Source organism: Nitrosospira sp. Nsp18, assembly GCF_900103145.1.
Taxonomy (GTDB): domain Bacteria; phylum Pseudomonadota; class Gammaproteobacteria; order Burkholderiales; family Nitrosomonadaceae; genus Nitrosospira.
In genome coordinates this window covers 25,025-50,453 of the sequence record NZ_FMWY01000001.1, presented here as the reverse complement: position 1 = coordinate 50,453, position 25,429 = coordinate 25,025, and the positions used below count along the sequence as shown (strand labels likewise).

Here is a 25,429-nt window from a genome sequence, read left to right as displayed (position 1 = left end):
CCAAGTATATCCTATTCGTTTAGCGACGTTGCGTGAAGAAGGCGGTAGTTACTGATTACCGACACGTATATTGAATTTGCAACAGGTTATCCCTACTGAATTGTTGGGTTACATGCCAACATCATCGATCGGCGAAATCGCAGTCTTTCTTACTGGTAAATCTGCTGAATCCTGGTCGATGTTTACTTCACACAGTATTACCGTCACATTATCTCTTCCCCCTGCAGCAATAGCCGCCGCGATCAGCTCTTTAACCTTGTGCTGGATCGATATTGAGGAAACGAGGATATCCTGGATCGCAGAATCAGCGACCATATCCGTTAGCCCGTCCGTGCATAACAGAAAAATGTCGTGACTGAGCCCCGCGCCCTCCAGAATATCGAACGACACTGAAGGATCGATCCCAAGCGCTTGCGTGATGATGTTTTTCCGCGGATGGTGTTTCGCTTCCTCCGGTGTAAGAATTCCATTGTCCACCAGCCGTTGCACAAAGGAGTGGTCTTTGGTTAACTGCCGCAAGATGCCATCCCTCAGCAAGTAGATTCTGCTGTCTCCGGCGTGACCGACAACATATCCATCCCCATCAAACACGAGAAGATCACCGGTACATCCCATCCCTTCGTCATCGGGATACTGTGCAGTATGTTCGAATATCCGCTCATTTGAACGCCTGAAGACTTTTCGGGCGAGTTCATGGTTTGTTTCACTGAATGAAGGAGCACGGCTGCGAAAAACAGCTTGCGCCGTTTCAATAAAATAACGACTGGCAATTTCACCCGCCGCCGCGCCGCCCATCCCGTCCGAGATTGCAAAAAGCCCGGCTTCAGGCATCACCAGGTAGGCATCCTCATTATTTCCGCGCAGCAGTCCTATGTCAGTTGCGCCTGTCGAGATTAGCTTGATCATATAGTAGTATCCAGGCGATCAAAATCCAGGGAATTCAAAGTCTTGGGCAAATACATTCGATAGCACCTGATCAACCACCTACACGTTCGACATACTGAGCGGATATACAGTTCTAATTAAAGCGGATATTCTTACCGAGAAGGCGAGCTTAGCGGAAATATCCACAGTTACGGGTACTGCCATGCCCAACTTGTCAAAGGAAAAAGCATGCGAGCATTGATCCTTTTGTTGGCAGCGGTTTGTATACCGGGCCTCAGCTCGCTATCTTTTGCCGCCGAACACAATCACGGCAGTGATGCTGTCACTTACACGCCTGATGTTACCTTTACGTTGCGCACCGACATCGCGGACGGCAAGCTGGTCTTTGTCGGTGAAACCGATGCCATTGCAGGCAAGATCAACCCCGATCTGAAGGTGCCCGAAGGCGCGGTTGTCCAGATCAACCTGATCAACGGCGACGGCGCCGTCCACGATATTGCCATTCCCGAATTCAGCGCGAAGTCCGGCAATATCACGGCAAAAGGCGCGGCCACCACCATAGTATTCCGCGCAACCCATACCGGCAACTTTGAATACCTCTGCACGCTGCCTGGCCATAAGGCCGCCGGCATGTTCGGTCAACTCATTGTGGGCACCCCGGAGGAACGGGCAAAAAGCAGTGCAATAGATGTCGCACAAGATCCCCATGCCGTAGGCGAACCTGTCGGTAACCGTGGGCCAAAACACGTGATGCTGGATCTCGAATCCACCGAGATCGAAGGCCGCCTCTCGGATGGCAGCACCTATAAATACTGGACCTTCAACAACAAAGTTCCGGGCCCGTTTGTGCGCGTACGGTTGGGCGACACGGTTACCGTCAAACTGCGCAATGCAAAAAACAGCGCCCATATTCATTCAATAGATTTGCACGCGGTTACGGGCCCGGGCGGAGGCGCAACAGTCACCCAGGTTGCACCTGGCCAGAACAAGAGCTTCACTTTCAAGGCACTGCATCCAGGGCTTTTCGTTTATCATTGTGCGACGCCCATGGTCGCCCAGCACATCGCAAACGGCATGTATGGAATGATCCTGGTTGAGCCTGAAGGCGGCATGCCCGAAGTCGATCGGGAATTCTACGTCATGCAGGGAGAGCTCTACACCGCGCAGCGGCATGGGGCGCCAGGCTTGCATGAGTTTTCGCTCGAAAAACTTCTTGCCGAGAATCCGGGTCACCTTATGTTTAATGGAAACATGGATGCGCTCACAAAAACGTACAAAATGAAAGCTAACGTGGGCGAAAACGTGCGAATATACTTCGGCGTGGGCGGTCCCAATCTAACCTCGAGTTTTCACGTCATCGGGGAGGTGTTCGATAAGGTATATGATCACGCTTCGCTGACCAGTCCACGATTAACCGACGTACAAACCACGCTTGTCCCGCCTGGAGGCGCCGCCATAGTGGAGTTCAAGGTGGATTATCCCGGTCAATATATCCTGGTCGACCACGCGCTATCGCGCATGGAGAAAGGGTTGGCGGGATTTCTGACAGTTAATGGCAAGCCAAACCCGGCAATATTCAACAGCAGCGAAAATACCGGCGCTCCATCCGGACGCCAGGAATAATGCTGGCGGTGAAGCAGGGAGCGTTGAAGCTTCAAGCCGTGCAGTTACGCCCCCTCAAAGCTTTTCACGCTACTACGCTGTCCAGGACCCGCAGCCAATAGATCAGCGAAAGGTCCCTAGAAAGCCGTGCGTGTGATTGTAGGAATCAACATATTCCCCTACGATCTCTCCTGCGTCATTGATGCCAAATGCGCGTGTATGCTTTGCTCGCGGGACATTAAATGTTTCCAGGCCACGCGCTTCCGTAAATATAAACCCTCGGTCGATACCATTCCTGGTATAGGTCCCGACGTGCTTGACCTTCTCCGGTGCTTCGGCATCGTTGATGCCGTAAGCGTCGCTTCTGGTGGCGCCCGGGATAACGATGCGCGCGGCGCTTGCAATGTCAGGTCCAGACAAATAAAAAGCGCTGGATTCACCCGTAGCCTCCTGCACCGTCCCTACCATTCTTCGCGTGTGGTTAATGCCAAAGGTCTGCGTCGAAAGGTCGTTGAATACGCTGATGGGGGCGCCGGGCCCCGGCGGAAAGGTAAAACCGTAATTCCTTCCTGCCATGTCCGAGAAGGAGCCGACGATGAGCCCGCCATCGTTAATGCCGTAGGCACCGGGGATAAAGGGATCGCCAGGGTAGGAAATAACGCCGCCATCCAGCAGAAAAGCACGCTGGCCGGATGCGTCGCGAACAGTACCCACAATCTCGCCGGGTCCCGAATTATTGATGTCAAACGCTTTAACCTCAATGGCTTCATTGATGACAAGCGTGGCAAAACCGGTTTGGGAATCCCGTCGGAACGCCTTGATATTTCCTGCCTTATCGACATAGTACCCAACAATGGAAGCGGATCCCGCCGGGCTGACGTTGTTAATGCCACGCGGATGAGTGGATACCGCCCCCGGAACGTCAATATCGGTAAAGACAGTGGGTGTACTGGAGCAACCGACAATTCCGCTTACCAATCCGAATCCAGCGATCCAGACGATTAATTTGTTTTTCATCTTCGTCTCCTCTAGAAAGACCATTCCCTCGAAACGCCGCAGCCTTGGCAAGCTGTCACTAAAATTGCGCATCGGAAATTGCACGGTCAGCTCTATTAACGATAGCCAAGATTCTGAAAAATGCAAGGATGCTAGAGGTTTCGCTCAGGGGATCCAGGGAAAGGGCATAGCGGCTGAAACACGGGAAAGCTCATGAGAAAGCGCCCCTGAATCTGGCTTAGAATTCAGGGGCGCCAACAAGAAATCTTTATTAACTTGCACGATAATTGATGGCGGCGGCGTTACTCCTTTAGAACTCCACGATGCTGTCCTTCACTATGCTGGGTTCCCGTATGCTGGGCATCGTTTTCATGACTCATTTCGGGAGGGCAATCGCGGCCCTGCGTCCCGTTCGGGTTAACATTCTTATCAGATTTAACCTGAGACTGTTCTTTTCCAAAAACTGCGGTATTAGGTTCCCCAGCCCATGCAGCAGGGAAAGAGAAGCCAACAGTAGTTACCAAAGATAGCAATAACAATTTTGCGGTCTTCATTTGAACCTCCTCTACTATGCGCAACACGGTATAAATAAATAACCAGCGTCAACCATAGTTGGACAGCCTTACTTATGTTCACGGTTCGCCAACTACTGGAAATTTCGTCTGCTGGCCGCCACGATTATTTATAGCATATAAAACCCTTTTTTAAAGGTGGTTTTATCGCGAACCTGGGAAATCATTTCCGATTGCATTACTTCCGGGTGAGCCGCATTGTGAAACAGAAGCGATTGTTCCCTTGGTGATATCACGCCAGCAGAATTTGCGGCCACACATCAATTTGCAAACCAGGGTTCTACTGCACCGTGTAGCGGGAGCAGGTCAGTTACAAAGAACTTTCTAACAGGTCAAGAAAAAATATTAATTCCCCCTCATAAGCTGGCGAAAGGTTTCCCAACCGAAACACCTCAAATAAGGTTCCTGCTTTAGCATCGTTTTATAATTATCCGGTAGATTTTCCATGACTTCCTGTATTTCCCGCTCATCCTGTGAGGTAATCACCGTGGGTCCGACAAATGGAGTTTTATTCCTGCGCAAATTCATATCGAAACGTCGTTTATGGCGTAAATCGAAAAATTGGAGCATTCTCCTTAATACTCCTTCGTCCTTTAACTGTGCATCAACGTCTATAAAAAACACGCGATCGTGCCATTGATTCTGTTTAAGTAGTCGCATTGCCCGGTATTCGATTTCAATCCATTGCAGCAGATAAAACTGGAATCGACTCAAGGTATGCCCGGTGTAATGCCGATAGATGGTTTCCTTTCCAGTTAACGCCCAACGAAAATAACGGTCGCCTGTATCGCTTTTATAATCGACAAAGGGGATCCGTGCCTTGTATATCAATTGCTCCCGCAGTAGCTCGCTTTTAGCCACCTTCGCGGGATGACGAACAAGGTGAATGAAACCCACATTTTTTAAAAGGGCGCCCGCATGACGATCGAATGCCTTTAGGAAGGCATGATTGGATTCGAAATATACTGGTTCCTTACAGTTGGCGATAAATCTGCATTTCCGCATCAGCACTGGCAATAATGCGTTATCGTCGTGTCGCGTATTCCAGTCTATCGGCTTTCCAAACAGAACAGGATTTCCGGGAATAAGGTAGGGTTCATGGGTGCTATAGCACTGTTGCACATTTTTCGAAAAGAAGTCAGCTAGATAACTTGTGCCGGAGCGACCACTTGCTAGAGCAAAAAGCGTTAATTTAGTAATTGATTTAGGGCCTATAAAAGCACTTTAAGTAAAAGTTATAAATCTCTGCATTCCAACTACAACTCGCTTGAGGTTTAGCTGGCATCTATAAGCCTGAATGTTGCGGAAATCGAAGCAATATTCAAAAGCAGGGTTTGAACAGACTGAATGAGTATACTCCGGCCCGCTTCCTCACTCATCGCAATGTAGGCTATGTGTAGCCTGTAAAAACAAAAGGCTTACGATCTTACCCGTAAGCCTTTATTTTATTGGTGGGTCTGGCTGGACTCGAACCAGCGACCAAGGGATTATGAGTCCCCTGCTCTAACCAACTGAGCTACAGACCCGATTTAGACACCAACAGTAAATACCGAACTTATCACCCTTCGGTATCCAGGAAACTACGCAGGCGTTCTGAACGCGAAGGATGGCGCAGTTTGCGCAATGCCTTGGCCTCGATCTGCCGAATGCGTTCACGGGTCACGTCGAATTGCTTGCCGACTTCCTCCAGTGTATGGTCAGTGTTCATTTCTATGCCGAAACGCATGCGCAGTACTTTCGCTTCACGCGGCGTCAGCGAGTCGAGAATGTCTTTCGTTACATCCCGCAGGCTGGCATATACCGCCGCGTCGGCGGGCGCCATGGTAGCGGCATCCTCGATGAAATCGCCAAGATGCGAATCTTCGTCGTCGCCTATAGGCGTTTCCATTGAAATCGGCTCTTTGGAAATCTTGAGGATTTTACGAATTTTCTCTTCCGGCATTTCCATTTTCTCTGCCAGCAGGGCAGGTTCCGGCTCCTGTCCGGTTTCCTGCAGAATCTGGCGTGAAATGCGGTTCATCTTGTTGATGGTCTCGATCATGTGCACTGGAATGCGTATCGTGCGAGCCTGATCGGCGATGGAACGGGTAATGGCTTGACGAATCCACCAGGTCGCATAAGTCGAAAACTTATAACCTCGCCGGTATTCGAATTTATCCACTGCTTTCATCAGCCCGATATTGCCTTCCTGAATGAGATCAAGAAACTGCAATCCTCGGTTGGTATATTTTTTGGCGATAGAAATCACCAGCCGCAAATTGGCTTCGGTCATTTCGCGCTTGGCCCGGCGTGCCTTGGCTTCACCCGTGGACATGCGACGATTGATTTCCTTGAGGTCTTTCAAGGGGATGCCGACCTGCTGCTGCAGCGTCAGCAGGTTTTGCTGCTGCTCAACGATATCCGGCCGGAAACGCTCCAGCGCTTGGCTATATGGTTTGCCAAGTGCGACTTCCTTGTCTACCCAGTCAAAGTTGCTCTCATTACCAGGGAAAGCTTTAATAAAGTGGTTACGCGGCATCGCGGCCTTGGTTACGCAGAGCTCCAGGATCTTGCGCTCGTAGGTTCGCATTTCATCCACCAGCCCACGCTGGGTGTCACAAAGCTTCTCGACCATCTTTGCCGAGAAACGAATAGCCATGAGTTCGGCTGAAATCTGTTCCTGTATGTCTTTATAGGCTTTGTTACCCGATCCTTTTTTCTCCAACGCCTTCTGCATTTCTATATAGGCGTTATGAATTACAGCGAAACGCTCCAGCGCGTCATTTTTCAACTTGAGCAAATTGGCATTGGCTATCGCGGCAATGTCTTCGTCTTCCCCATTTTCGGCGCTCAGTTCCTGCTCCAGCGACTCATCGGAGATTTCTTCCCTGAGCAATTCCTCGGCATTGGGGTCCAGCAACCCGTCAACCAGCTCATCGATGCGCATCTCATCCTTCGCCACCTTATTGGCGAGATCGAGAATTCCGGCTATGGTTGTCGGACAGGCGGAAATCGCCTGGATCATATGCTTCAGGCCATCTTCGATACGTTTCGCTATCTCGATTTCACTCTCGCGCGTGAGCAATTCAACCGACCCCATTTCACGCATATACATACGTACCGGATCGGTAGTGCGCCCAAACTCTGAATCCACAGTGGAAAGTGCCGCTTCGGCTTCTTCCACTACATCCTCATCGGCCACTGTGGGTGCGGTCTCCGACATCAGCAGCGTTTCCGCGTCCGGCGCTTCATCATAAACAGAAATGCCGACGTCATTGATCATGCTGATGATATTCTCGATCTGTTCGGCATCGAGCATATCATCGGGAAGGTGATCGTTGATCTCGGCATAGGTGAGATAGCCGCGCTCTTTGCCTTGCACGATGAGGCTCTTGAGCCGCATACGCCGCGCCTCGAGATCCTGTGGTGCAAGCGAAGATTTTTCTGCGTCCTTCGACTGGGCAAGCTTGCCTTCCTTTGCTGCCTTGACCTTACCTATTTTGGCAGCAAGCAGACTCGGTTCCTTGGTGGTCATCATCGGCCTCACGATTTCGGTCACAGCGGCCGGGACTTTAGCTCCCGACTTTGCAGTAGTTGTCGTAACATCGTCTTCCAGTGTTTCCGCAGCCGTTTTTACCGGCGCTTTTGCCATCACTTCTTTTGGCTGGCCTTTCGGCGACTTCTTCATATCGTTTGGTTCCTTTTTGGCCGCCATCCGGACGTCATCAGGACGACTCGCAGCTGCAGCCAGTGAAGCTCCGGTCTTTGACTTTACCGCCGCTTTGACTTGTAATTTTGGTTTTACCATGTCTTTTCCAAATAGTATCGCCAGTTGAAATTCGAAAACTCTCTATTATATCAAGATTCAATAACGCTGTCCGTACACTGTCCGACTATCGCCTTCAAGAGAGCGCCATCCGCTGGAGCTCCTGTTTTTCCTCGGGAGTAAGCGTGCTCAAGGACTTGTTGTGTAAGGTCGCCATTCGTTCTTTACGTTTCATTTCACGCAACCGGGCCATTGCACCGGAAAACTCTGCTTCCAGGTCTATTTCACTATCCCAAGTGAGCGTATTGCTCTCAGCCTTTTCCAGGAGAACGCGATGGGAACTATCGTGAAAATATGCGATAGCCGAAGGTATTGCCGTGTTTCCTCCAACGTTGGGGTGCGTGTCGATAAATTCAACCAGGGCCTTCAGCGCTGCTACTTCTTCAGCGTATTCCTCGTTCTGCATGAGTAATTCTCTATCCAGCTTCTGGATATAGCCAGGGTCGTATAACAACACCTGCATCAGCCAGCGGTAAGGTGAAGCGGGTTGTGGTCGAGGCGCCCTTTCACGCGACCGGGAAGCTGAAACACGTTTGATCTTTAACAGACCTTCCAGCTCCCTCTGATCGAGGCCGCTGATCTCCGCCAATCTTTTTAAGAGCATCAGCGCGAGCCCCGGCGCAGTGACCTTCGCGAGCAACGGCTTGGCGTCCTGTACCAGTTTAGCTCGCCCCTCGCTGGTTTTGATGTCCGTGCGCCCAGACAGTTCCCTGAACAGGAAAACGGATAGCGGCAATGTTTGCTTTAACAAGGCTTCAAAGGCGTCCTTGCCGAAATTGCGAACGTAGCTATCCGGGTCCTCACCCTCGGGCAGGAAAAGAAAACTGACGTTCTTACCGTCCACAAGCTGCCCAAGGCTATCCTCTAACGCACGCCATGCCGCTTTCCTGCCAGCATTGTCCCCATCGAAACAAAACACGACATTATCGGACTGACGCAAAAGTTTCTGGACATGATACGGCGTTATCGCCGTGCCCAGCGCGGCCACTGCGTACTCGATGCCATGCTGAAAAAGCGCCACTACATCCATGTATCCCTCTACCACGATGACACATCCCGCCATGCGGATTGCCCTGCGGGCCGTGAAAAGGTTATAGAGTTCACGGCCCTTCTGAAACACGGGTGTTTCGGGAGAGTTAAGATATTTGGGCTCGCCCTGTTCCAGCACTCGGCCACCGAAACCTACAATCGCTCCTTTGAGGTTAAGAATGGGAAACATGATGCGGTCGCGGAACCGGTCGTAGTATTTACTATCGTCGTTCGCAATGACCAACCCGGACTCCACCAGCAGTTTTTTCTGTGCCTTTGTCGGGGCGCCGGAAAATACGGCATCCAGGTTTTGCCAGCCGGCCGGCGCATACCCAATGCTGAAGTGGGCAGCGGTCTCGCCCGTTAGGCCACGCTTCTTCAGATAAATAATGGCTCCTTTCGAATGCTTGAGCTGTTCCCGATAAAACTGGCTGGCCACATTCATTACCTCGAGCAAATCCCCGGAAGAGTTTTGGCCTCCTTGCGGCTTGTCTTGGGCCGACTCCGACTCTACTGCTCCAGAGCGGGATTCCGTTTGTTGCACAGGAACCTGAAGCCCGATCCGGGCCGCCAGATCATTCACCGCTTCGACGAAATTCATGCCGTTGTATTCCATGACGAAGCCGATGGCGTTGCCGTGAGCACCACAGCCAAAACAGTGATAAAACTGCTTGGTGGGGCTTATTGTAAAAGAGGGTGTCTTTTCGCTATGAAACGGACAGCACGCGGCATAATTTGCGCCGCCTTTCTTGAGCGGCAGGTCTCGTTCAATGACATCAACGATATCTACACGGTTGAGCAGTTCGTGAATGAATGATTGTGAAATCATTTATAGTGGATTAAACAATATTACCCCAGCGCAGGGCGCAGGAAAGCACTTTATTGAAAGCAGGGACACTACAGCAATCTCGATACGCGCAATATTTGTAACAGCCTTTGCAGCAATCCTGCAGCGATAAGCTGCGTTATCAGGCGATAAGCCTGGTTTTGACCAGAGCCGATACTTTTCCCATATCGGCGCGCCCTGCAAGTTTGGGTTTGAGTATGGCCATTACCCGCCCCATGTCCTGCTGTCCTTTTGCGCCAGCAGCGGAAATTGCTTCGCTTACGGCGTTTTCCACATCGTTGTCGCTCAACGCCTGGGGCATATAATGTTGCAGCACGCCCATTTCGTATTTCTCTACATCGGCTAAATCCTGACGATGAGCAGCCTCATACTGGGAAATGGAATCCTTGCGCTGTTTCAGCATCTTTTCGATTACAGCGACTACTGCAGCGTCATCCAGTTCGATACGCTCATCCACCTCACGCTGTTTGATAGCCGCCTGCAATAGCCGGATAGCATCCCGCCGCCGCGTATCGCCTGAACGCATGGCGGCCTTCATGTCTTCGGTGATTTGTTTTTTCAGATCCACAATAAACCAGACCGGGCAGTGCTTATTATTTTATCATGGAAGTTTTAATCGTTTTTTCGACTGACTTTGACTAATAAAGTTTCGGAGGGAGCAATTGGCTGCGCAGACGTTTGTAAGTACGCTTAACTGCTGCCGCCAGCTTGCGCTTGCGTTCGGCAGTCGGTTTTTCGTAGAATTCCCGGGCACGCAACTCAGTGAGCAGGCCGGTTTTTTCTATGGTACGCTTGAAACGTCGCATGGCAACTTCAAACGGCTCGTTTTCCTTGACTTTAATGGTGGTCATGAAGATTTGGTTCCTTTCTAGAAATGTTAAATGACTGACAAACAGGGGCTGGATAAACAGTATCGTATGGTTGATCTAACTATAGACAGCGCGCTATTATATAACAAGTGCCAAATGCTGTCGTAAAAGAGTAATTTCTCCCATATTCCATTGCTCATACTTGGCATTGAAACATCCTGCGACGAAACCGGCGTCGCGCTATATCACACTCAGCACGGGCTATTGAGCCACGCGCTTCATTCCCAGACGGAAATGCACGGAGAGTATGGCGGGGTGGTGCCGGAACTTGCCTCCCGCGACCACATCCGGCGGGTATTGCCTCTCGTCAGGCAAACGCTTACGGCGGCCGGGCTCGACCTGAAAGCCCTCGACGCCATCGCCTATACTCAAGGACCGGGACTGGCGGGGGCGCTACTCGTGGGGGCAAGTATCGCAGCCGCTCTGGGTTTTGCACTGGAAATTCCCGTGCTGGGCGTCCATCACCTTGAAGGACACCTCCTGTCTCCGCTGTTATCCGATCCCGCACCGGCTTTTCCATTCGTGGCGCTGCTCGTATCGGGCGGCCATACACAGTTAATGGAAGTGGGCGGCCTCGGGCTATATAAATTACTGGGTGAAACGGTGGATGATGCAGCAGGAGAAGCTTTCGACAAGACCGCCAAGCTGTTGGGGCTGGGCTATCCCGGGGGGCCGGTGCTCTCAAAACTTGCTGACGAATTTTTTCGGTCAGGCCAACCAAATCAATTCAAGCTTCCCCGCCCCATGCTCCGCAGCGGCGATCTTAATTTCAGCTTCAGTGGGCTCAAGACAGCAGTATTGACGCTGGTCAGAAAACAACCCCTAACCCAGCAAGTCCGAGGTGCCCTCGCCTCTGCTTTTCAGGAAGCCGTCGTTGATGTGCTGACGGAAAAGTCGTTGGCGGCACTTTTAAAAACTGGCCTTACTCAACTGGTGGTTGCAGGCGGGGTCGGGGCGAACTGTCAACTGCGGAGCAATCTCTGCCGGGAAGCCGAAAAAATGGGCGCCACTGTTTTTTTTCCCGAACTCGAATTTTGTACGGATAATGGTGCCATGATCGCATTTGCGGGAGCGATGCGATTACAGGCATCAGAAACGTGGAATAAAAAGCCGGATAATACGTTCACGATAAAAGCACGATGGGATCTGGAAATGCAGGACGCCGCAGGGTGATAATTATCACGCGCTGTGCTTGCCGATGCGTGGTTCACCGCCCGCAATCAAGCTGGCGATATTTGACTTATGCCGCCAGATGAGCAACGCGGACATGATAAAAACGACAAGGGTGCGTGCTTCAAAACCGAAAAAAAATACGGCGTAAAGTGGCGCGAACCCAGCTGCAGCTAAAGCGGCCAGCGATGAGAAGCGCCAGATCGCAGCAACGATGATCCAGGTGGCGATCGCCAGCAGCCCTATCCATGGGTTGAATCCCAATAATACGCCCAGGGCCGTCGCCACCCCTTTCCCACCTTTGAAACGCAAGAATATCGGGAATAAATGGCCCAGAAACACCGCGAGCGCCACTACGGCAATCGCTTCCTCACCGAGTGCAAAATGTTGCGCCAAGGCGACCGACAGCCAACCTTTGCCGACATCGCCCAGCAGCGTGAACACGGCCGCCGCTTTCTTTCCACTGCGCAGCACATTCGTGGCTCCAGGATTTTTCGAGCCATATGTACGGGGATCGGGCAGGTGGAAGAGCCAGGCTGCCAGCACTCCAAAGGAAATGGACCCCAGCAAATAGGCCAGCAGGACAAGGGCCATCGGCATCATTTAATTAGCGGCATCTTTGCAGGCAGAATAAAAATTTCCGTGATTCTACTTGAAAATAACTTCGGCCACGCGCGCCGTTGTTTCTGGTTGCCGCCTTTAATAAATGCTATAAGGATTTAATTGACAACTGAACTGGTAGAATCTGTGCGCCTTCAAGAGCGCGGCCACGGCTATTGCTGGACTTCGAGCTATCGTTTGTAACGGCGACATCAGAGAGAGCAGGTTTAGCTTACCTCACACAGGGGGTGCGCAGAGGGAAGGTTATGGGTAGCTTTCACTTTCCGGGTTCCTGGGTAACGAGGAATCAGCGGAGCCGGCCGTTACGCGCTCGCTTTCCTCCCGCAGGGAAATCTGATCCTGTCATGCTGCTACACCGTCGTCGTGCCCCTCCGGCAAACTCAGGGATTTTATTCAGAGACTTCATATATGGACATTATTTTTTTACACGAGCTTAAGGTCAAAACCTTGATTGGGATCTATCCATGGGAGCTCAACACTGCACAAACCATCCAACTCGATTTGGAGATCGGGCTGGTGACAAGCATGGCCTGCCAAACCGATAATATCGAGGATGCGTTGGATTATGCCTTTATTGTCCAACGCATCAACGAAACTCTCTCGCAGAAACATTTCTCTCTGCTGGAAGCCTTGGCCGAGCATATCGCCCAAATCGTCCTGACCGAATTCAAATCACCCTGGATAAAAGTCAGCGTGGCGAAACTCAGCGCGATACGCGGCGTGAAAAAAGTAGGAATATGCATCGAAAGAGGATCGAAGCTCGCGTAGAAACGCGAACGCTTCAGGTTGGGAACGTTCAGTCAGCTAATACAGGCCCGGATGCGGTGGAATTATATGCCAAGGGTAGTTGAATGGAGCTATCGCTCGCTTACTACCCCGCAACGCGCCCACACGCTAATTTGCAATCAATGCTTCTTCAATTTCAGTAAAAGTCCTCGCCACCTCTATAGGCAGAATTGCGGAGCCAAGTTGCTTCTCGATCTGCGTCAACGAAAAAATACCGCACACCTCGAGATTACCGTCGGGATCGTTCTCTATCACTAAAGAATGTTGCCGCCCGGCATTGCGCAAGCTGGCAATAACATTTGCGACTTTGCCATGCCGAACCTGTTCGATCGGAATAGCTTCCACACGATCGAGCGGTGTCATGATATCGGCGACCAGAATTTCATTGTGTTTCATACGGCGCTCCTGAACGAAGCGGAGCGGCTTTTCACCGAGAATATCGGTCGCGGTAATCATGCCCACCAGAATCTTGTCCTGGTTTAGCACCAAGAGGGAGCGTATACCTCGTTCCATCATGTGCGTATTTGCGCATTCCATTGTTTCATTGGGTTCAGTTATACCTGCCTCGATAGTACGGAAGTCGGTCATCACATCAAGGGCGGGCGACATCAGAGTGACAGATTTAGGCGGAGTGGGACGGGCGACCCGGACAGCGCCCGCCAGACGCTGTGCAGGGAGAGGGTGATATTCGGACATGGCATTATCCTCCAGTAGTGGTGGATGGGATGCGCTTGAAATGCTTGAAATCAGAAATACAATACAAGCCTCCCGTATTTGAACTCTACGCGCAACGAGACGACGGGTCAATTCGGTAAGCAGCATATATCACCGCCGCAAAACCTAGGCCGCTCATAAACTTGAGGGGGATAATTGTAAAAGATCGGAGAAACGGATGCTCTGGCAGGAACCGGGGAAATTCAAATTCAACCAAACGCAAGGCTATTGCAACATTTCATGCAGATAATCCCTGCTCATCCTTCAATCCACCGATTTCCTCGTTCAGTCGTCGCAGCATCTGTACAGGATCTTCCGCCTGGGTGACAGGCCTGCCAATGACGAGGTAATCCGCGCCATTTTCAATCGCTTGACGCGGAGAGGTTACCCGCTTCTGGTCTCCCTGAGAAACGTCGACCGGGCGTATCCCCGGTGTGACGAGGCAAAAACTCTCGCCCGTCATTTTCCTGAGCATGGGCGCCTCTAGCGCCGATGCTACTACCCCATCCAGTCCACAGTCGCGCGCCAGCAAGGCTAATCGCTGGACCACATCCTGAGGGCTGCCTTTGAGGCCAATCTCGTCCATATCCTCCGGCCCCATACTGGTGAGGAGGGTGACGCCGATGAGCCTGGTTTTTCCCGTCGGCACGGCTTCCCGGGCTGCCAATAGCATTTTTCTCCCCCCAAGCGCATGGATATTCATCATCCACACGCCCAACCCCGCTGCAGCCTTGCATGCACCCGCCACCGTACTGGGAATATCGTGAAATTTCAAATCGAGGAAAACCTCAAATCCGTTATCCATCAATTTTTCGACCAATTGCGGGCCCGCGGCGGTAAAAAGCTCCTTTCCCACTTTAACCCTGCATGATGCAGGGTCAAGCTTGGCCGTTAGGTCCAGTGCCTGTTTTGCGTCAGGAAAATCCAGGGCAATAATAATTCTTGGGTCGCGCATACGATCAGTCAGGCGTTCTCAATAAATTCGGCGAGCGCATTTATAACCGCTCAGTTCCTATTCAATAGATAGCTTTCGGATAAATATTGTAGCTTCGCGTTATTTCCAGCAGGCGGTGATGACACCAGCAGCCGTCATGACGGTAGTTATAAAGGATCTGATAAACGATGATCAAGAGTAATGCCGTGGGTTGATGGCGGCGCATCTATACATGTCGACCATTTCCGCCCTGCCTGAACGGGCAGATCGGATTGACGCTTCCTTATCTTATCGATGCCCATCCAGCGAAGGATATCTTTTTCTGTATGTCGAAATTTCCCGCCTTTGGCTGAATATCTTGCCGAGGCAGGATCCGATGCCAATAGCCACGCCGAGGGCGAAAAACAATAATATTATCAGTACCAGCGGCGCGTGCCATTCATAACCGAAATAATAATGTAGCGTTACCGTTTCGACATTTCTCACGGTAAAGCCAAGCAGCAACAGAAACAGCGCGATGCGCAAGAACCATCTCAGGTAACGCATGATTCCTTTTCCCCGGGGCCAGACGTCGTTAACAGCATAAACCGTGCAAATACCCCAATCTCTGCGCATCGCATCGGTTGAATCGCGTCAGCCATAAGTTAAAAAACGGCACGGTCCTTCGACCCTGCCGTCATTATACCTACCCATCCAATACGATTTTTCAGGTTTTGTTATCGACCCGCTCACGCATTTCCTTCCCCGCCTTGAAATGGGGAACATACTTTTCCGGCACCTTGACCTTCTCTCCGGATTTGGGATTGCGCCCGATACGCGGCGGCCGGTAGTTGAGATCGAAGCTGCCGAATCCACGAATTTCAATACGCTGTCCCTGCGCTAAACTCTTGGCCATCGCATCAAGTATCACCTTGACTGCAAGCTCGGCATCCTTCGCGCCCAACTGCGGGTAGCGGGCTGCAAGCCTCGAGATCAGTTCAGACTTTGTCATGGACGCCCTTTATTGTTCAGTATTTTTAACATCCATCTTGGCTTTAAGCAACGCGCCCAAACTGGTGGTTCCCGCGCTCGCAGCACTATCCACTGTGACCTTGTGCATGGCGTCGGATTCTTCCGCCATATCCTTGGCCTTGATGGAAAGATTAATGCCGCGGTTCTTGCGATCGACATTGATGATCATTGCCTCGACCGTATCGCCTTCCTTCAAGTGCGAGCGGATGTCCTCGACCCTGTCGCGCGAAACTTCGGATGCACGCAGGTAGCCTTCGACGTCATTCTCCAGCGCGATTACCGCACCCTTGGCATCAATTGACTTGACCGTGCCTTTGACGAGACTATTCTTATCGTTTATTGAGACAAAACTGTTGAATGGGTCGCCTTCCAACTGTTTGATACCCAGCGAAATGCGTTCACGTTCGACATCGATGGATAGCACCATGGCCTCAACTTCGTCGCCTTTTTTATAATTGCGAACTGCTTCTTCACCCGGCTGACTCCAGGATAGATCGGAAAGATGCACCAACCCGTCTATTCCGCCCTGCAATCCGATGAAAACACCAAAATCCGTGATGGACTTGATTTGCCCGCGCACTTTGTCGCCTTTTTGATGGTTCATCGCAAAGTCGTCCCATGGATTGACCTTGCATTGCTTCATGCCGAGCGAGATACGCCGCCGCTCCTCATCGATTTCCAGGATCATCACTTCCACTTCGTCACCCAACTGCACCACTTTGGATGGGTACACGTTTTTGTTGGTCCAATCCATTTCAGAGACATGCACCAGCCCTTCGATACCCTGCTCAATTTCAACAAACGCGCCATAATCAGTCAGATTGCTGACTTTTCCGAATAGGCGGGTATGCGGCGGATAACGCCGGGAGAGCCCGACCCATGGGTCTTCGCTCAATTGCTTCATGCCTAGTGATACGCGATTCTTTTCCTGATCGAACTTAAGCACCTTGGCGGTCACTTCATCACCAACGCTGATGACCTCGGAAGGATGTTTTACTCGCCGCCATGCAAGATCCGTAATGTGCAACAGTCCGTCTATGCCGCCCAGGTCCACGAATGCGCCATAATCAGTTATGTTCTTGACAATACCCTTGACTATTGCACCTTCCGTCAAATTCGCAAGCAGCGTTTGGCGATCCGCGCCCTGGCTTTCTTCCAGAACCGCGCGACGCGATACAACCACATTGTTGCGCTTGCGATCAAGTTTGATGACCTTGAATTCCATCTCTTTGTTTTCGTATGGCGTCGTATCCTTGACCGGACGGATATCTACCAGCGAACCCGGAAGAAAAGCGCGTATGCCGTTAATCATGGCAGTCAGACCACCCTTGACCTTGCCGCTTACGATGCCGGAGACAATGGCGCCGCTTTCCATCGCGGCCTCCAGGTCATGCCAGGCCGTGAGCCGTTTGGCCTTGTCGCGCGATAAACGGGTTTCGCCGTAGCCATCCTCGAGCGCTTCGATGGCGACACTAACGAAATCGCCGGCCTTGACCTCGATTTCGCCTTTATCGTTCTTGAATTCTTCGACAGGGATGAAGCTTTCCGATTTCAGTCCGGCGTTTACAACCACGATGTTGTAATCAACACGAACAACCTGGGCGGTGATGACTTCACCGACACGCATTTCCTGGCGGGAAAGACTTTCTTCAAATAACGCCGCAAAACTTTCGGAAGAATCTATAGCGGGGGAAGCGATAATCATTGTAAAAGATACCTGGTTTGGGATCCCGTCAAGGAAAATCGACGGGGTTAAAAGTTAATAATAAGCGCCCGATCAGAACACGCTCTCCTTTTGCTCGGAAAAAGCGTGATCAGACAGCACCAGCCATACTCCTTGACTACTTGATCAATTACCTGGACAACTCTATTTCAATATTTCAACTATTTCTCATGCGCCGAGACCTGAATCTTCGCCATAACGCACCGTTTTATCCATAACACGTATTAGTCGAACGTGCTATTATCATACTGTAGCGTTGCGGCGCCTGCATTCTTCTTTTACTTTCTATTCTTTTTTTTTCGGCTCGCTCGCTGCGGCTGCTGCCTACCTGATGATGCAAGTGCATTGACAGGCGCAACTGGCTTCAATTCTTCATTTGCGGGCTTTTGCACGGATTTCAGTATATTGCTTTAGTACGCTATCCACTGCTTGTGTTATATCGAGGAAAGTCGTATCCAGCAACGTTGTATCCGTACCCAGCTGCAGGGGCGCCACGCTCCGATTACTGTCGCGGGCATCGCGGTCTCGTATATCCTGCAAAAGGGTGGCAATATTAGCACCTATCCCTTTTTCCATCAACTGCTTATGGCGCCGTTGCGCTCGCGTTTCAGCGCTTGCGGTGAGAAATATTTTGAGAATGGCATCGGGAAAAACGACCGATCCCATATCACGGCCGTCCGCCACCAGGCCGGGAAGCTGGCAAAATGCACGCTGCCGCGCTAATAGCGCGGCTCTAACCAGCGGATAAGCAGCTATTCTGGAAGCCGAGTTGCCACACTCTTCCGTGCGGATCGCATCGGTGACGCTTTCATTGCCCAGTCGGATTTCTTCATCCTTAAAGACGACATCCAGGTCTGCGGCAACATCGCTTATTGTCCTTTCATCGGCCAGGTCAACCTTAGCACGCATCGTTGCCAGCGCCACCAGCCGGTAGAGCGCACCACTGTCGAGATAGTGAAATCCCAGTTTTGCCGCCACCCGTTGCGCAACCGTACCCTTGCCGGAAGCCGAAGGGCCATCAATTGCGATAACGGGAACATCATTAGTATTCATGAAATACAACCTCAATAAAATTCACCCGGCTTCTGCCGGTCGGGATTGACTATGGCCGCGAACTTTTCAAAATAGTCGGGAAAAGTCTTGGCGACGCAACCGGGATCGTTTATACGCACAGGTGCGCCAAAAGACGCCAGCGAAAAGCACATGGCCATCCGGTGGTCATCATACGTATCAATTGCTGCATCCTTGGTGAGCCTACCGGCTGGCGGAGTGATACGCAGGAAATTCGCGCCCTCCTCCACCACTGCACCCAACTTGCGCAATTCCTTTGCCACTGCCGCGAGACGATCGGTTTCTTTCACCCGCCAACTGGCGATATTCCTGAGCGTGGTGGTACCAACAGCAAACAACGCCGCCACCGCAAGCGTCATGGCTGCGTCCGGAATATGGTTGCAGTCGAGGTCAACGGCTCGCAAGCCACCAGATGCTGGGGCGCTTGCCTCGATCCAGTTAATGCCCACGCTGATGCGCGCTCCCATTTCTTCCAGCACTTCGGCAAAACGGACATCTCCCTGAAGGCTGTCCTGTCCGATGCCCTCTACTCGCACCGGGCCGGTACCGATGGCGCCGGCGGCAAGGAAATACGAAGCGGAGGATGCGTCGCCCTCGACAAATATCTCCCCGGGGCTGCGATAGCGTTGGCCTGAACGCATAGTGAAGCGCTGCCATTCCTCACGCTCCACCTGCACGCCGAAACGAGCCATCAGTGCTATGGTCAACTCGATATATGGTCGCGAGATCAACTCTCCCGCCACCGTTATCGTCGACGTATGATTGAAGCGCATTGCGGATAAGGGCAAAGCCATCAGCAGACCCGTCAGGAACTGGCTGGATACATCACCCTTCACCGTTATCTCCTCTCCGTGGATGCACCCTGGCTTGATTTGAAGCGGCGGAAAACCTTCATTTTCCAGATAGGTTATCTCCGCCCCCCACTGGCGTAGCGCACTCACCAGATCGCCGATAGGGCGCTCATGCATGCGCGGTACACCGGATAATTTGTAATATCCCTGAGCCAGCGCCAGCACGGCCGTCAAAGGACGGAAAGCCGTGCCTGCATTGCCCAGGAATAAACTCGCTTCACTGACGGGAAAACGGAGAGGCAACTGTCCGCCTATGCCTTGCACCCGATAACTATTTTCATTGATCCGGACGATGGGCACACCCAGCGCCTCAAGTGCCTCCAGCATCCGCGCCGTATCGTCGGAAATAAGCAGATCACGTATGACTGTCGCGCCGTCGGCCAATGCAGCAAGCAATAGTATGCGGTTGGAAATGCTTTTAGAGCCAGGCAAGCGCACCGCGCCCTGAGCAGTCTTGACTGCCGGGAGATCAATAAAACTCACGCCGTGCCTTATAGGTCGTGGGGTCATCTTCGTCGATATGAATAAGGGTTGCATGAAGACTCGAACATTATCCTGCCCTCTCTTTAAGATTCAATGCAGTGTCAGCGTTAATGAGATTCAATGCAGTATCAGCGTTAAGAAGCAGCGCCGTTCCTGGTTTACAATACTTGCGGATGCTGGACGCACGGCTTGAATAAGTGCTCTCGTTTCCGGAGCAGGCTGCAAGCATCAAAGTAGTGCCTGAAGAGTTGGGCCTCGCCTGCGTCCTCCGGTAAACCTCAGCCAAATGGTTACTCCGACGCTTATACTCATGTTAAAATAACTCAATGATTTCAGACGGATATTATAGGAAAAACAGCGTAAACCCTGCGATAAACCAAGTATTATAATCAATACGTCTTGAATAAACATTAAACCTGCTGTTCTGATGGACGCGCAGCTTCCGGTTGCGTCATCACCCAGGTTGCAAGAAAGCCTATCTCGAACGGGTTGGGCAGATTGAAACGATTTTAAGTTTTGTCTTCCAAACATGCCCCATCCTCACGTGCGTCATATTCGCGAGCAGGTTGGCCCGGAATCCATACTGAAGGAAGTCGCAGCATGCCGCGTTGGTTCAAGGATAACTCGCTGTCTATCGGACATACGCCGTTGGTTCAGCTTAACCGCATTACCGACGGCGCTCCCGCAACGGTACTGGCCAAGATCGAGGGACGTAACCCTGCTTATTCCGTAAAATGTCGAATTGGCACGGCGATGATCGAGGACGCGGAAAAGCGCGGACTACTCCATACGGGAACAGAACTGGTAGAACCGACGAGCGGCAACACCGGCATCGCACTGGCTTCCGTTGCGGCCTCCCGCGGCATACCGCTGACCTTGACCATGCCGGAAACCATGAGCGTGGAACGGCGTAAATTGCTTGGCGCCTATGGGGCAAAACTGGTATTGACGGAAGGCGCACGGGGAATGAAAGGCGCCGTGTTGAAAGCCGAGGAAATTGTTGCCTCTGATCCTGACCGGTATGTATTGCTTCAGCAATTCAACAACCCAGCCAACCCGGCCATCCATGAACGCACTACCGGGCCGGAAATCTGGAATGATACCGAGGGCGCCATTGATATTTTTGTTTCCGGCGTGGGTACAGGCGGTACTATAACCGGCGTTTCGCGCTACATCAAAAATACAAAGGGGAAAACGATCATTTCTGTTGCGGTTGAACCATCCGCCAGTCCGGTATTGACTCAATTACGTGCGGGTGAGCCGCTGAAACCCGGACCGCACAAAATTCCTGGAATTGGCGCCGGTTTCGTTCCGGAGAATTTAGACCTGTCGCTGGTGGACGATATCGAGCAGGTCAGCAATGAAGATGCGTTGCGCTATGCCCGCCGCCTTGCCCGCGAAGAAGGCATTATTTCCGGAATTTCATGCGGGGCGGCTGTGGCGGTGGCTATACGCTATGCCAAGCGTCGGGAAAACGCAGGAAAAACCATCGTCGTAATCCTTCCCGATTCGGGAGAACGTTACTTGAGTTCCATTCTCTTCGAGGATGTGCTTGATGGCCAGGGTGCGGTGCAATAATGGCAAAATCAGGAAAGACAGGATACTCATCATCGAAAGGGGCAGGTTTGGAAATCGACAAGGTTGTGGCCGAGCTACGGGCCTTGCGTGTGAAATCACTGGAAAACCGGCAGAGGCGCGACAGGCCGCCCAAGCTCCCCTCCCGCAAGGTACTGGTCGGGATCGCGGATGGGTTGAGCGCCGTGTTGTTTCCGAACCGCCTGGGCTTACCCGAACTCACCAATGAGAGTGTCGATTATTACGTCGGGCACACGTTGGATGTCACGCTCCGCGAACTATTGGTTCAAGTGCGCCGTGAACTGCGCTTTACTTCCGGCCTGGAAACCGCAAGCAATTCGGATCGAGAACAGGCCGCGGCTATCACCCAGGCGTTCGCCCGGCAATTACCCCATATCCGAACTTTGCTGGAAAGCGACATCCAGGCAGCGTACGAGGGCGATCCGGCGGCCCGCAGCCTGGACGAGGTATTGGTCTGTTACCCGGGCATTATGGCCATTACGCATTATCGCCTCGCGCATGAACTGCACTGTCTGGGCGCACCGCTGATTGCACGCATGATTTCGGAAATCGCCCATTCCGCCACTGGTATTGAGATTCATCCAGGGGCGAAGATTGGAGGCAGTTTTTTTATCGATCACGGCACCGGTGTAGTCATCGGCGAAACCGCCATCATTGGCGAACACGTGCGCCTGTATCAGGCCGTGACGCTGGGCGCAAAACGCTTCCCCACGGATGAGCATGGTGCGCTGGTAAAAGGGAACATTCGGCACCCTATTGTCGAGGATGATGTAATTATCTACGCTGGCGCCACCATTCTTGGCCGTATCACCATCGGGCGCGGCTCGACCATCGGCGGCAACGTCTGGCTTACGCGCAGCATTCCGCCCGGCAGTATTATCTCGCAAGCGCAAATACGTAATGAGGTATATGACGGCGGCGCCGGCATTTAAGCGGGTAATCCATATCGACATTGATACTGAAATCATTCAGATGCGCTGGATCAGGTTGGGAATGGATGCGCAGCCAACCGAACTCATCAGGGAGTTAATTGCATAGAGATGTGCTTGGGCTTTCTGCCCGGGTTGACGTTAGGTCAGCCACTACTTAGACTCCATAGAGTGTGCAAGATACAGGAACGCCTCACTTTTCGAGTAGAACAGCAACAATACAAAATATTATGCACCCGAATTGCATTAAGTGCGGAAGTAAAAAAACGCACGGCTCTCGTGCCCGGCCTGGGGAACGGACAGTGTCCATGCTGTTCCTTCGGCCTATACGCTGCCGCGATTGCAGACAACGCTTTTGGGTGCGAAACCCCCATGCTTATGTTGCAGTGGGATCTGCCCTAACCGTGGGTGCGATACTGATTGCGTTGGTCTGGCTAGTCATAGAACAGAACATGGCTGACTATTACGTCGGGCCCGTATCTGAAATCGAGCTGGAGAATCCCGCTATTCCCGGCAATGGCAACCCCGGACGCGATCATGAAGAACACTTGAATGCGGCGACCACCGGCGTCAAACCTCCTGCCGGAACGGCAGCGACGCGTAACACAGGGCCAGCCTCTCCTGCGACACCAGGTCCGGCGGATGATCATTATTTTACGGTGCGGTTGTATCAAGAGAGTGCTGAGAAGGGGGATAGCGATGCGCAGTATAAGCTCGGCCTGTTATATTTGACTGGAAATGGCGCCCTTCAGGATTTCGCCGAGGCTGCGAAGTGGCTTAAACTGGCAGCACAACAAGGCTACGGCCCGGCACAGTATGAGCTAGGCCTCATCTACCGCACCGGATATGGCGTGGCTGTCGATCAGGTACAGAGCTACGTATGGCTGAATCTCGCCGCTGCCGCCGGGGTTCAGCAAGCGGTAACGGCTCGGGACGAAATCATGCACGCTCTTAGCCCCAAGCAACTTTTGCAAGCGCAAAAAATCTCGCGTGATTGGCTCTCTGCAAGACTCAAGCCCAAAACAACCGGCGAAAAGGCTAACCAGGCGGAGCCAGGAGATTAGGCAATATATTAAAAGACCAGGAGCCCCTGCAAGGTCGCCTTAACGCTATACCGGGACATAATGCCGGGCAATAGGGCGATGGCAGGGATTGTGTCTGCGAAACAGCGTTGGCTTACTGGTTACCTCAGCGGGCTTTTCGGTTCATACTCGCCGCACTTATCGTTACCTGGGGTTATTTGAAGTTACAAGTTACCTTAGGCAGCCGCTGAGCTAGCTCTTGGCCAGCCACCATGTCATGTTTTTTGCCCTTCCACCTCCAGTCGCTTAGGTTCAATGCAGTTATATTGCCGGAGAAGCCGCCATGAATGAATCATACGATGTCATCATTGTCGGGGCCGGCACTGCGGGTCTGGCTGCATTGAATGAAGTGAAGAAGCAGACATCCAACTTCATCCTCATCAACGATGGACCATGGGGAACGGTCTGTGCCCGGGTGGGTTGCATGCCTTCCAAAGCGCTGATCGAGGCAGCGAATACCTTTCACTCTCGCAGCACGTTTGAGGAATTTGGTATTCGGGAAGCGAGTTCTCTCACACTTGACATTCCTGCTGCGCTGTGGCAGGTACGCCGGCTACGCGATGATTTTGTTGCCGGCACGCTGAAGATTTCCGAAGCACTGGGCGAGCACGCGATTTCCGGTCGTGCGCGCTTGCTTGGACCAGGAAGGCTGGAAGTAAACGGGCGTGAACTTCGCGCACGCAGCATTATCATCGCTTCCGGCTCACGCCCGGTCGTGCCTGAGCCATGGCGGGTTTTCGGGAAGCAATTGCTCACTACGGATACATTATTCGAACAGCAAACGCTGCCTTCCCGCATGGCAGTGATAGGCTTGGGCCCGGTGGGCGTGGAAATGGCCCAGGCGCTTTCCCGGTTGGGCGTGGATGTCGTGGCGTTTGGCGAGCAAATCTCGATTGCGGGATTGAAAGACCCCAGCGTGAATGCCGCGGCGATAGAACTTTTGAAACAGGAATTTCCCATTCATCTGGGGCAAAAGGCTGAGCTACGCGCAACTAACGGCGGTATGCAAGTACATGCCGGAAGTAAAGAGGCCATGGTCGACAGCGTTCTCGTCAGCCTGGGCCGTCGGCCCAATATCGACAGCCTTGGGCTGGAAACATTGGGTGTCGAACTCAATGAGCAGGGGCTGCCTTCAGTCGATCCTCATACTATGCAAATAGCCGATCTGCCGGTTTTCATGGCTGGCGACATCAACGACCACACTCCTCTTCTGCATGAGGCAGCGGATGAGGGATATATCGCCGGAGTCAACGCGACTCAGCGTGATCCCCTGTATTTCAAGCGCCGGGTCCCACTTGCGATAGTCTTCACCGATCCGGGCATTGCGATGACAGGCACGCGCTTCGATTCGCTCGACGGCGATACGATACTGACGGGAGAAGCGCGTTTTGAACATCAGGGCCGCGCCAGGGTGGCTCAGCGCAACAAGGGCATCCTACGTCTTTATGCCGAACCGGAAAGCGGCCGGCTACTCGGTGCCGAAATGTGTTCCCCCGCGGGGGAACACATGGCACATTTGGTGGCGCTAGCCATCGAGCGTTCGCTCACGGTACATGATATGCTGCGATTGCCGTTTTATCACCCCACTCTGGAAGAAGGTTTGCGCAGCGCTTTGCGCCAACTATCGGCACAAGTTCCCGCTTGCGGCAAATCGGATCTTGCCGGCTGCGATGCATTCGATTGCGAGGCTCTTAATTAATCCTGTTTTGGTCAAACATAGCCGGTTGCGCCGCTCCTTCAATGAGAAAAGGCGCTGAAAGCGCATATAGCAGGGCCCGTATACGGCACGCCTGAAACAGTACATAAGCAAAGGGACGAAAATCCAGCCAAGGCGGCGCCTCCGCTTCATGTTT

23 protein-coding genes and 1 tRNA gene are annotated in these 25,429 nt (G+C 52.3%); 7 read left to right on the top strand and 17 right to left on the bottom strand.

What is annotated here, in order from left to right; translation table 11 throughout:
* Positions 1–108: 108 nt before the first annotated feature.
* Positions 109–906 (bottom strand): Stp1/IreP family PP2C-type Ser/Thr phosphatase, encoded by a 798-nt coding sequence (locus BLS94_RS00235; RefSeq protein ID WP_090957273.1) that lies wholly within the window; start codon positions 904–906, stop codon positions 109–111.
* A gap of 207 nt (positions 907–1,113) precedes the next feature.
* Between BLS94_RS00235 and nirK the strand changes: the two genes are divergently transcribed.
* Complete coding sequence (gene nirK / locus BLS94_RS00230; protein ID WP_176767749.1) at positions 1,114–2,508, top strand: copper-containing nitrite reductase; 1,395 nt, start codon at positions 1,114–1,116, stop codon at positions 2,506–2,508.
* 102 nt (positions 2,509–2,610) lie between these two features.
* Here nirK and BLS94_RS00225 read toward each other — a convergent pair whose 3' ends face one another.
* From BLS94_RS00225 to rpsU, 8 genes are all read right to left on the bottom strand, one after another.
* Positions 2,611–3,504: a hypothetical protein gene (locus BLS94_RS00225; RefSeq protein ID WP_090957272.1), complete on the bottom strand. Its 894-nt coding sequence runs from the start codon at positions 3,502–3,504 to the stop codon at positions 2,611–2,613.
* 281 nt (positions 3,505–3,785) lie between these two features.
* Positions 3,786–4,037 carry a hypothetical protein gene (locus BLS94_RS00220; protein ID WP_090957271.1) on the bottom strand — a complete coding sequence of 84 codons (252 nt, stop codon included), beginning with the start codon at positions 4,035–4,037 and terminating at the stop codon, positions 3,786–3,788.
* A gap of 363 nt (positions 4,038–4,400) precedes the next feature.
* The gene (locus tag BLS94_RS00215) at positions 4,401–5,177 is read right to left on the bottom strand and encodes a hypothetical protein (RefSeq protein WP_256325213.1); all 777 of its coding nucleotides are present in this window, start codon (positions 5,175–5,177) and stop codon (positions 4,401–4,403) included.
* A 327-nt stretch (positions 5,178–5,504) separates the two neighbouring features.
* Positions 5,505–5,581: transfer RNA gene (locus tag BLS94_RS00210), tRNA-Ile, on the bottom strand.
* Positions 5,582–5,613: 32 nt separating this feature from the next.
* Complete coding sequence (rpoD, locus tag BLS94_RS00205; RefSeq protein ID WP_256325212.1) at positions 5,614–7,842, bottom strand: RNA polymerase sigma factor RpoD; 2,229 nt, start codon at positions 7,840–7,842, stop codon at positions 5,614–5,616.
* Positions 7,843–7,936: 94 nt separating this feature from the next.
* A complete protein-coding gene (gene dnaG, locus BLS94_RS00200) occupies positions 7,937–9,718 on the bottom strand; it encodes a DNA primase (RefSeq protein WP_090957269.1) in 1,782 nt (593 codons plus the stop codon).
* A gap of 139 nt (positions 9,719–9,857) precedes the next feature.
* On the bottom strand, positions 9,858–10,304 hold the full coding sequence (locus tag BLS94_RS00195; protein ID WP_072766281.1) for a GatB/YqeY domain-containing protein: 447 nt from the start codon (positions 10,302–10,304) through the stop codon (positions 9,858–9,860).
* 70 nt (positions 10,305–10,374) lie between these two features.
* Entirely contained in the window at positions 10,375–10,587 is a 213-nt protein-coding gene (gene rpsU, locus BLS94_RS00190; protein WP_004179462.1) for a 30S ribosomal protein S21, read from the bottom strand.
* A 150-nt stretch (positions 10,588–10,737) separates the two neighbouring features.
* On the opposite strand from rpsU, the gene tsaD reads away from it, so the two are divergent.
* Positions 10,738–11,778 carry a tRNA (adenosine(37)-N6)-threonylcarbamoyltransferase complex transferase subunit TsaD gene (tsaD, locus tag BLS94_RS00185; protein WP_090957268.1) on the top strand — a complete coding sequence of 347 codons (1,041 nt, stop codon included), beginning with the start codon at positions 10,738–10,740 and terminating at the stop codon, positions 11,776–11,778.
* Between the two features lie 6 nt (positions 11,779–11,784).
* Here the strand turns inward: tsaD and plsY are convergent, their stop codons facing one another.
* A complete protein-coding gene (gene plsY, locus BLS94_RS00180) occupies positions 11,785–12,378 on the bottom strand; it encodes a glycerol-3-phosphate 1-O-acyltransferase PlsY (protein ID WP_090957267.1) in 594 nt (197 codons plus the stop codon).
* 426 nt (positions 12,379–12,804) lie between these two features.
* On the opposite strand from plsY, the gene BLS94_RS00175 reads away from it, so the two are divergent.
* Positions 12,805–13,164, top strand: a complete 360-nt coding sequence (locus BLS94_RS00175; protein WP_090957266.1) for a dihydroneopterin aldolase — start codon at positions 12,805–12,807, stop codon at positions 13,162–13,164.
* Positions 13,165–13,290: 126 nt separating this feature from the next.
* On the opposite strand, the gene BLS94_RS00170 is transcribed toward BLS94_RS00175, so the two are convergent.
* From BLS94_RS00170 to aroA, 7 genes are all read right to left on the bottom strand, one after another.
* Positions 13,291–14,004, bottom strand: a complete 714-nt coding sequence (locus tag BLS94_RS00170; RefSeq protein WP_256325211.1) for a CBS domain-containing protein — start codon at positions 14,002–14,004, stop codon at positions 13,291–13,293.
* Between the two features lie 130 nt (positions 14,005–14,134).
* A complete protein-coding gene (gene pyrF / locus BLS94_RS00165; RefSeq protein ID WP_090957265.1) occupies positions 14,135–14,851 on the bottom strand; it encodes an orotidine-5'-phosphate decarboxylase in 717 nt (238 codons plus the stop codon).
* A 267-nt stretch (positions 14,852–15,118) separates the two neighbouring features.
* On the bottom strand, positions 15,119–15,376 hold the full coding sequence (locus tag BLS94_RS00160; RefSeq protein WP_090957264.1) for a LapA family protein: 258 nt from the start codon (positions 15,374–15,376) through the stop codon (positions 15,119–15,121).
* A gap of 160 nt (positions 15,377–15,536) precedes the next feature.
* The gene (locus BLS94_RS00155) at positions 15,537–15,821 is read right to left on the bottom strand and encodes an integration host factor subunit beta (RefSeq protein WP_072766289.1); all 285 of its coding nucleotides are present in this window, start codon (positions 15,819–15,821) and stop codon (positions 15,537–15,539) included.
* Positions 15,822–15,830: 9 nt separating this feature from the next.
* A complete protein-coding gene (gene rpsA / locus BLS94_RS00150) occupies positions 15,831–17,546 on the bottom strand; it encodes a 30S ribosomal protein S1 (RefSeq protein ID WP_072766290.1) in 1,716 nt (571 codons plus the stop codon).
* A gap of 390 nt (positions 17,547–17,936) precedes the next feature.
* Positions 17,937–18,617, bottom strand: coding sequence for a (d)CMP kinase (cmk, locus tag BLS94_RS14420; RefSeq protein WP_143021622.1), 681 nt, complete (start codon positions 18,615–18,617; stop codon positions 17,937–17,939).
* Between the two features lie 11 nt (positions 18,618–18,628).
* Complete coding sequence (gene aroA / locus BLS94_RS00145; protein ID WP_143021621.1) at positions 18,629–19,969, bottom strand: 3-phosphoshikimate 1-carboxyvinyltransferase; 1,341 nt, start codon at positions 19,967–19,969, stop codon at positions 18,629–18,631.
* 600 nt (positions 19,970–20,569) lie between these two features.
* On the opposite strand from aroA, the gene cysK reads away from it, so the two are divergent.
* The 4 genes from cysK (at position 20,570) to BLS94_RS00125 (ending at position 25,275) form a co-directional block, all read left to right on the top strand.
* Positions 20,570–21,547: a cysteine synthase A gene (cysK, locus tag BLS94_RS00140; protein WP_090957263.1), complete on the top strand. Its 978-nt coding sequence runs from the start codon at positions 20,570–20,572 to the stop codon at positions 21,545–21,547.
* A complete protein-coding gene (gene epsC / locus BLS94_RS00135; protein ID WP_072766652.1) occupies positions 21,547–22,497 on the top strand; it encodes a serine O-acetyltransferase EpsC in 951 nt (316 codons plus the stop codon). The genes cysK and epsC overlap by 1 nt, the downstream gene beginning before the upstream one ends.
* 227 nt (positions 22,498–22,724) lie before the next feature.
* Complete coding sequence (locus BLS94_RS00130; RefSeq protein WP_090957262.1) at positions 22,725–23,558, top strand: tetratricopeptide repeat protein; 834 nt, start codon at positions 22,725–22,727, stop codon at positions 23,556–23,558.
* Between the two features lie 301 nt (positions 23,559–23,859).
* Positions 23,860–25,275, top strand: coding sequence for a dihydrolipoyl dehydrogenase (locus BLS94_RS00125; RefSeq protein ID WP_090957261.1), 1,416 nt, complete (start codon positions 23,860–23,862; stop codon positions 25,273–25,275).
* Positions 25,276–25,429 lie beyond the last annotated feature (154 nt).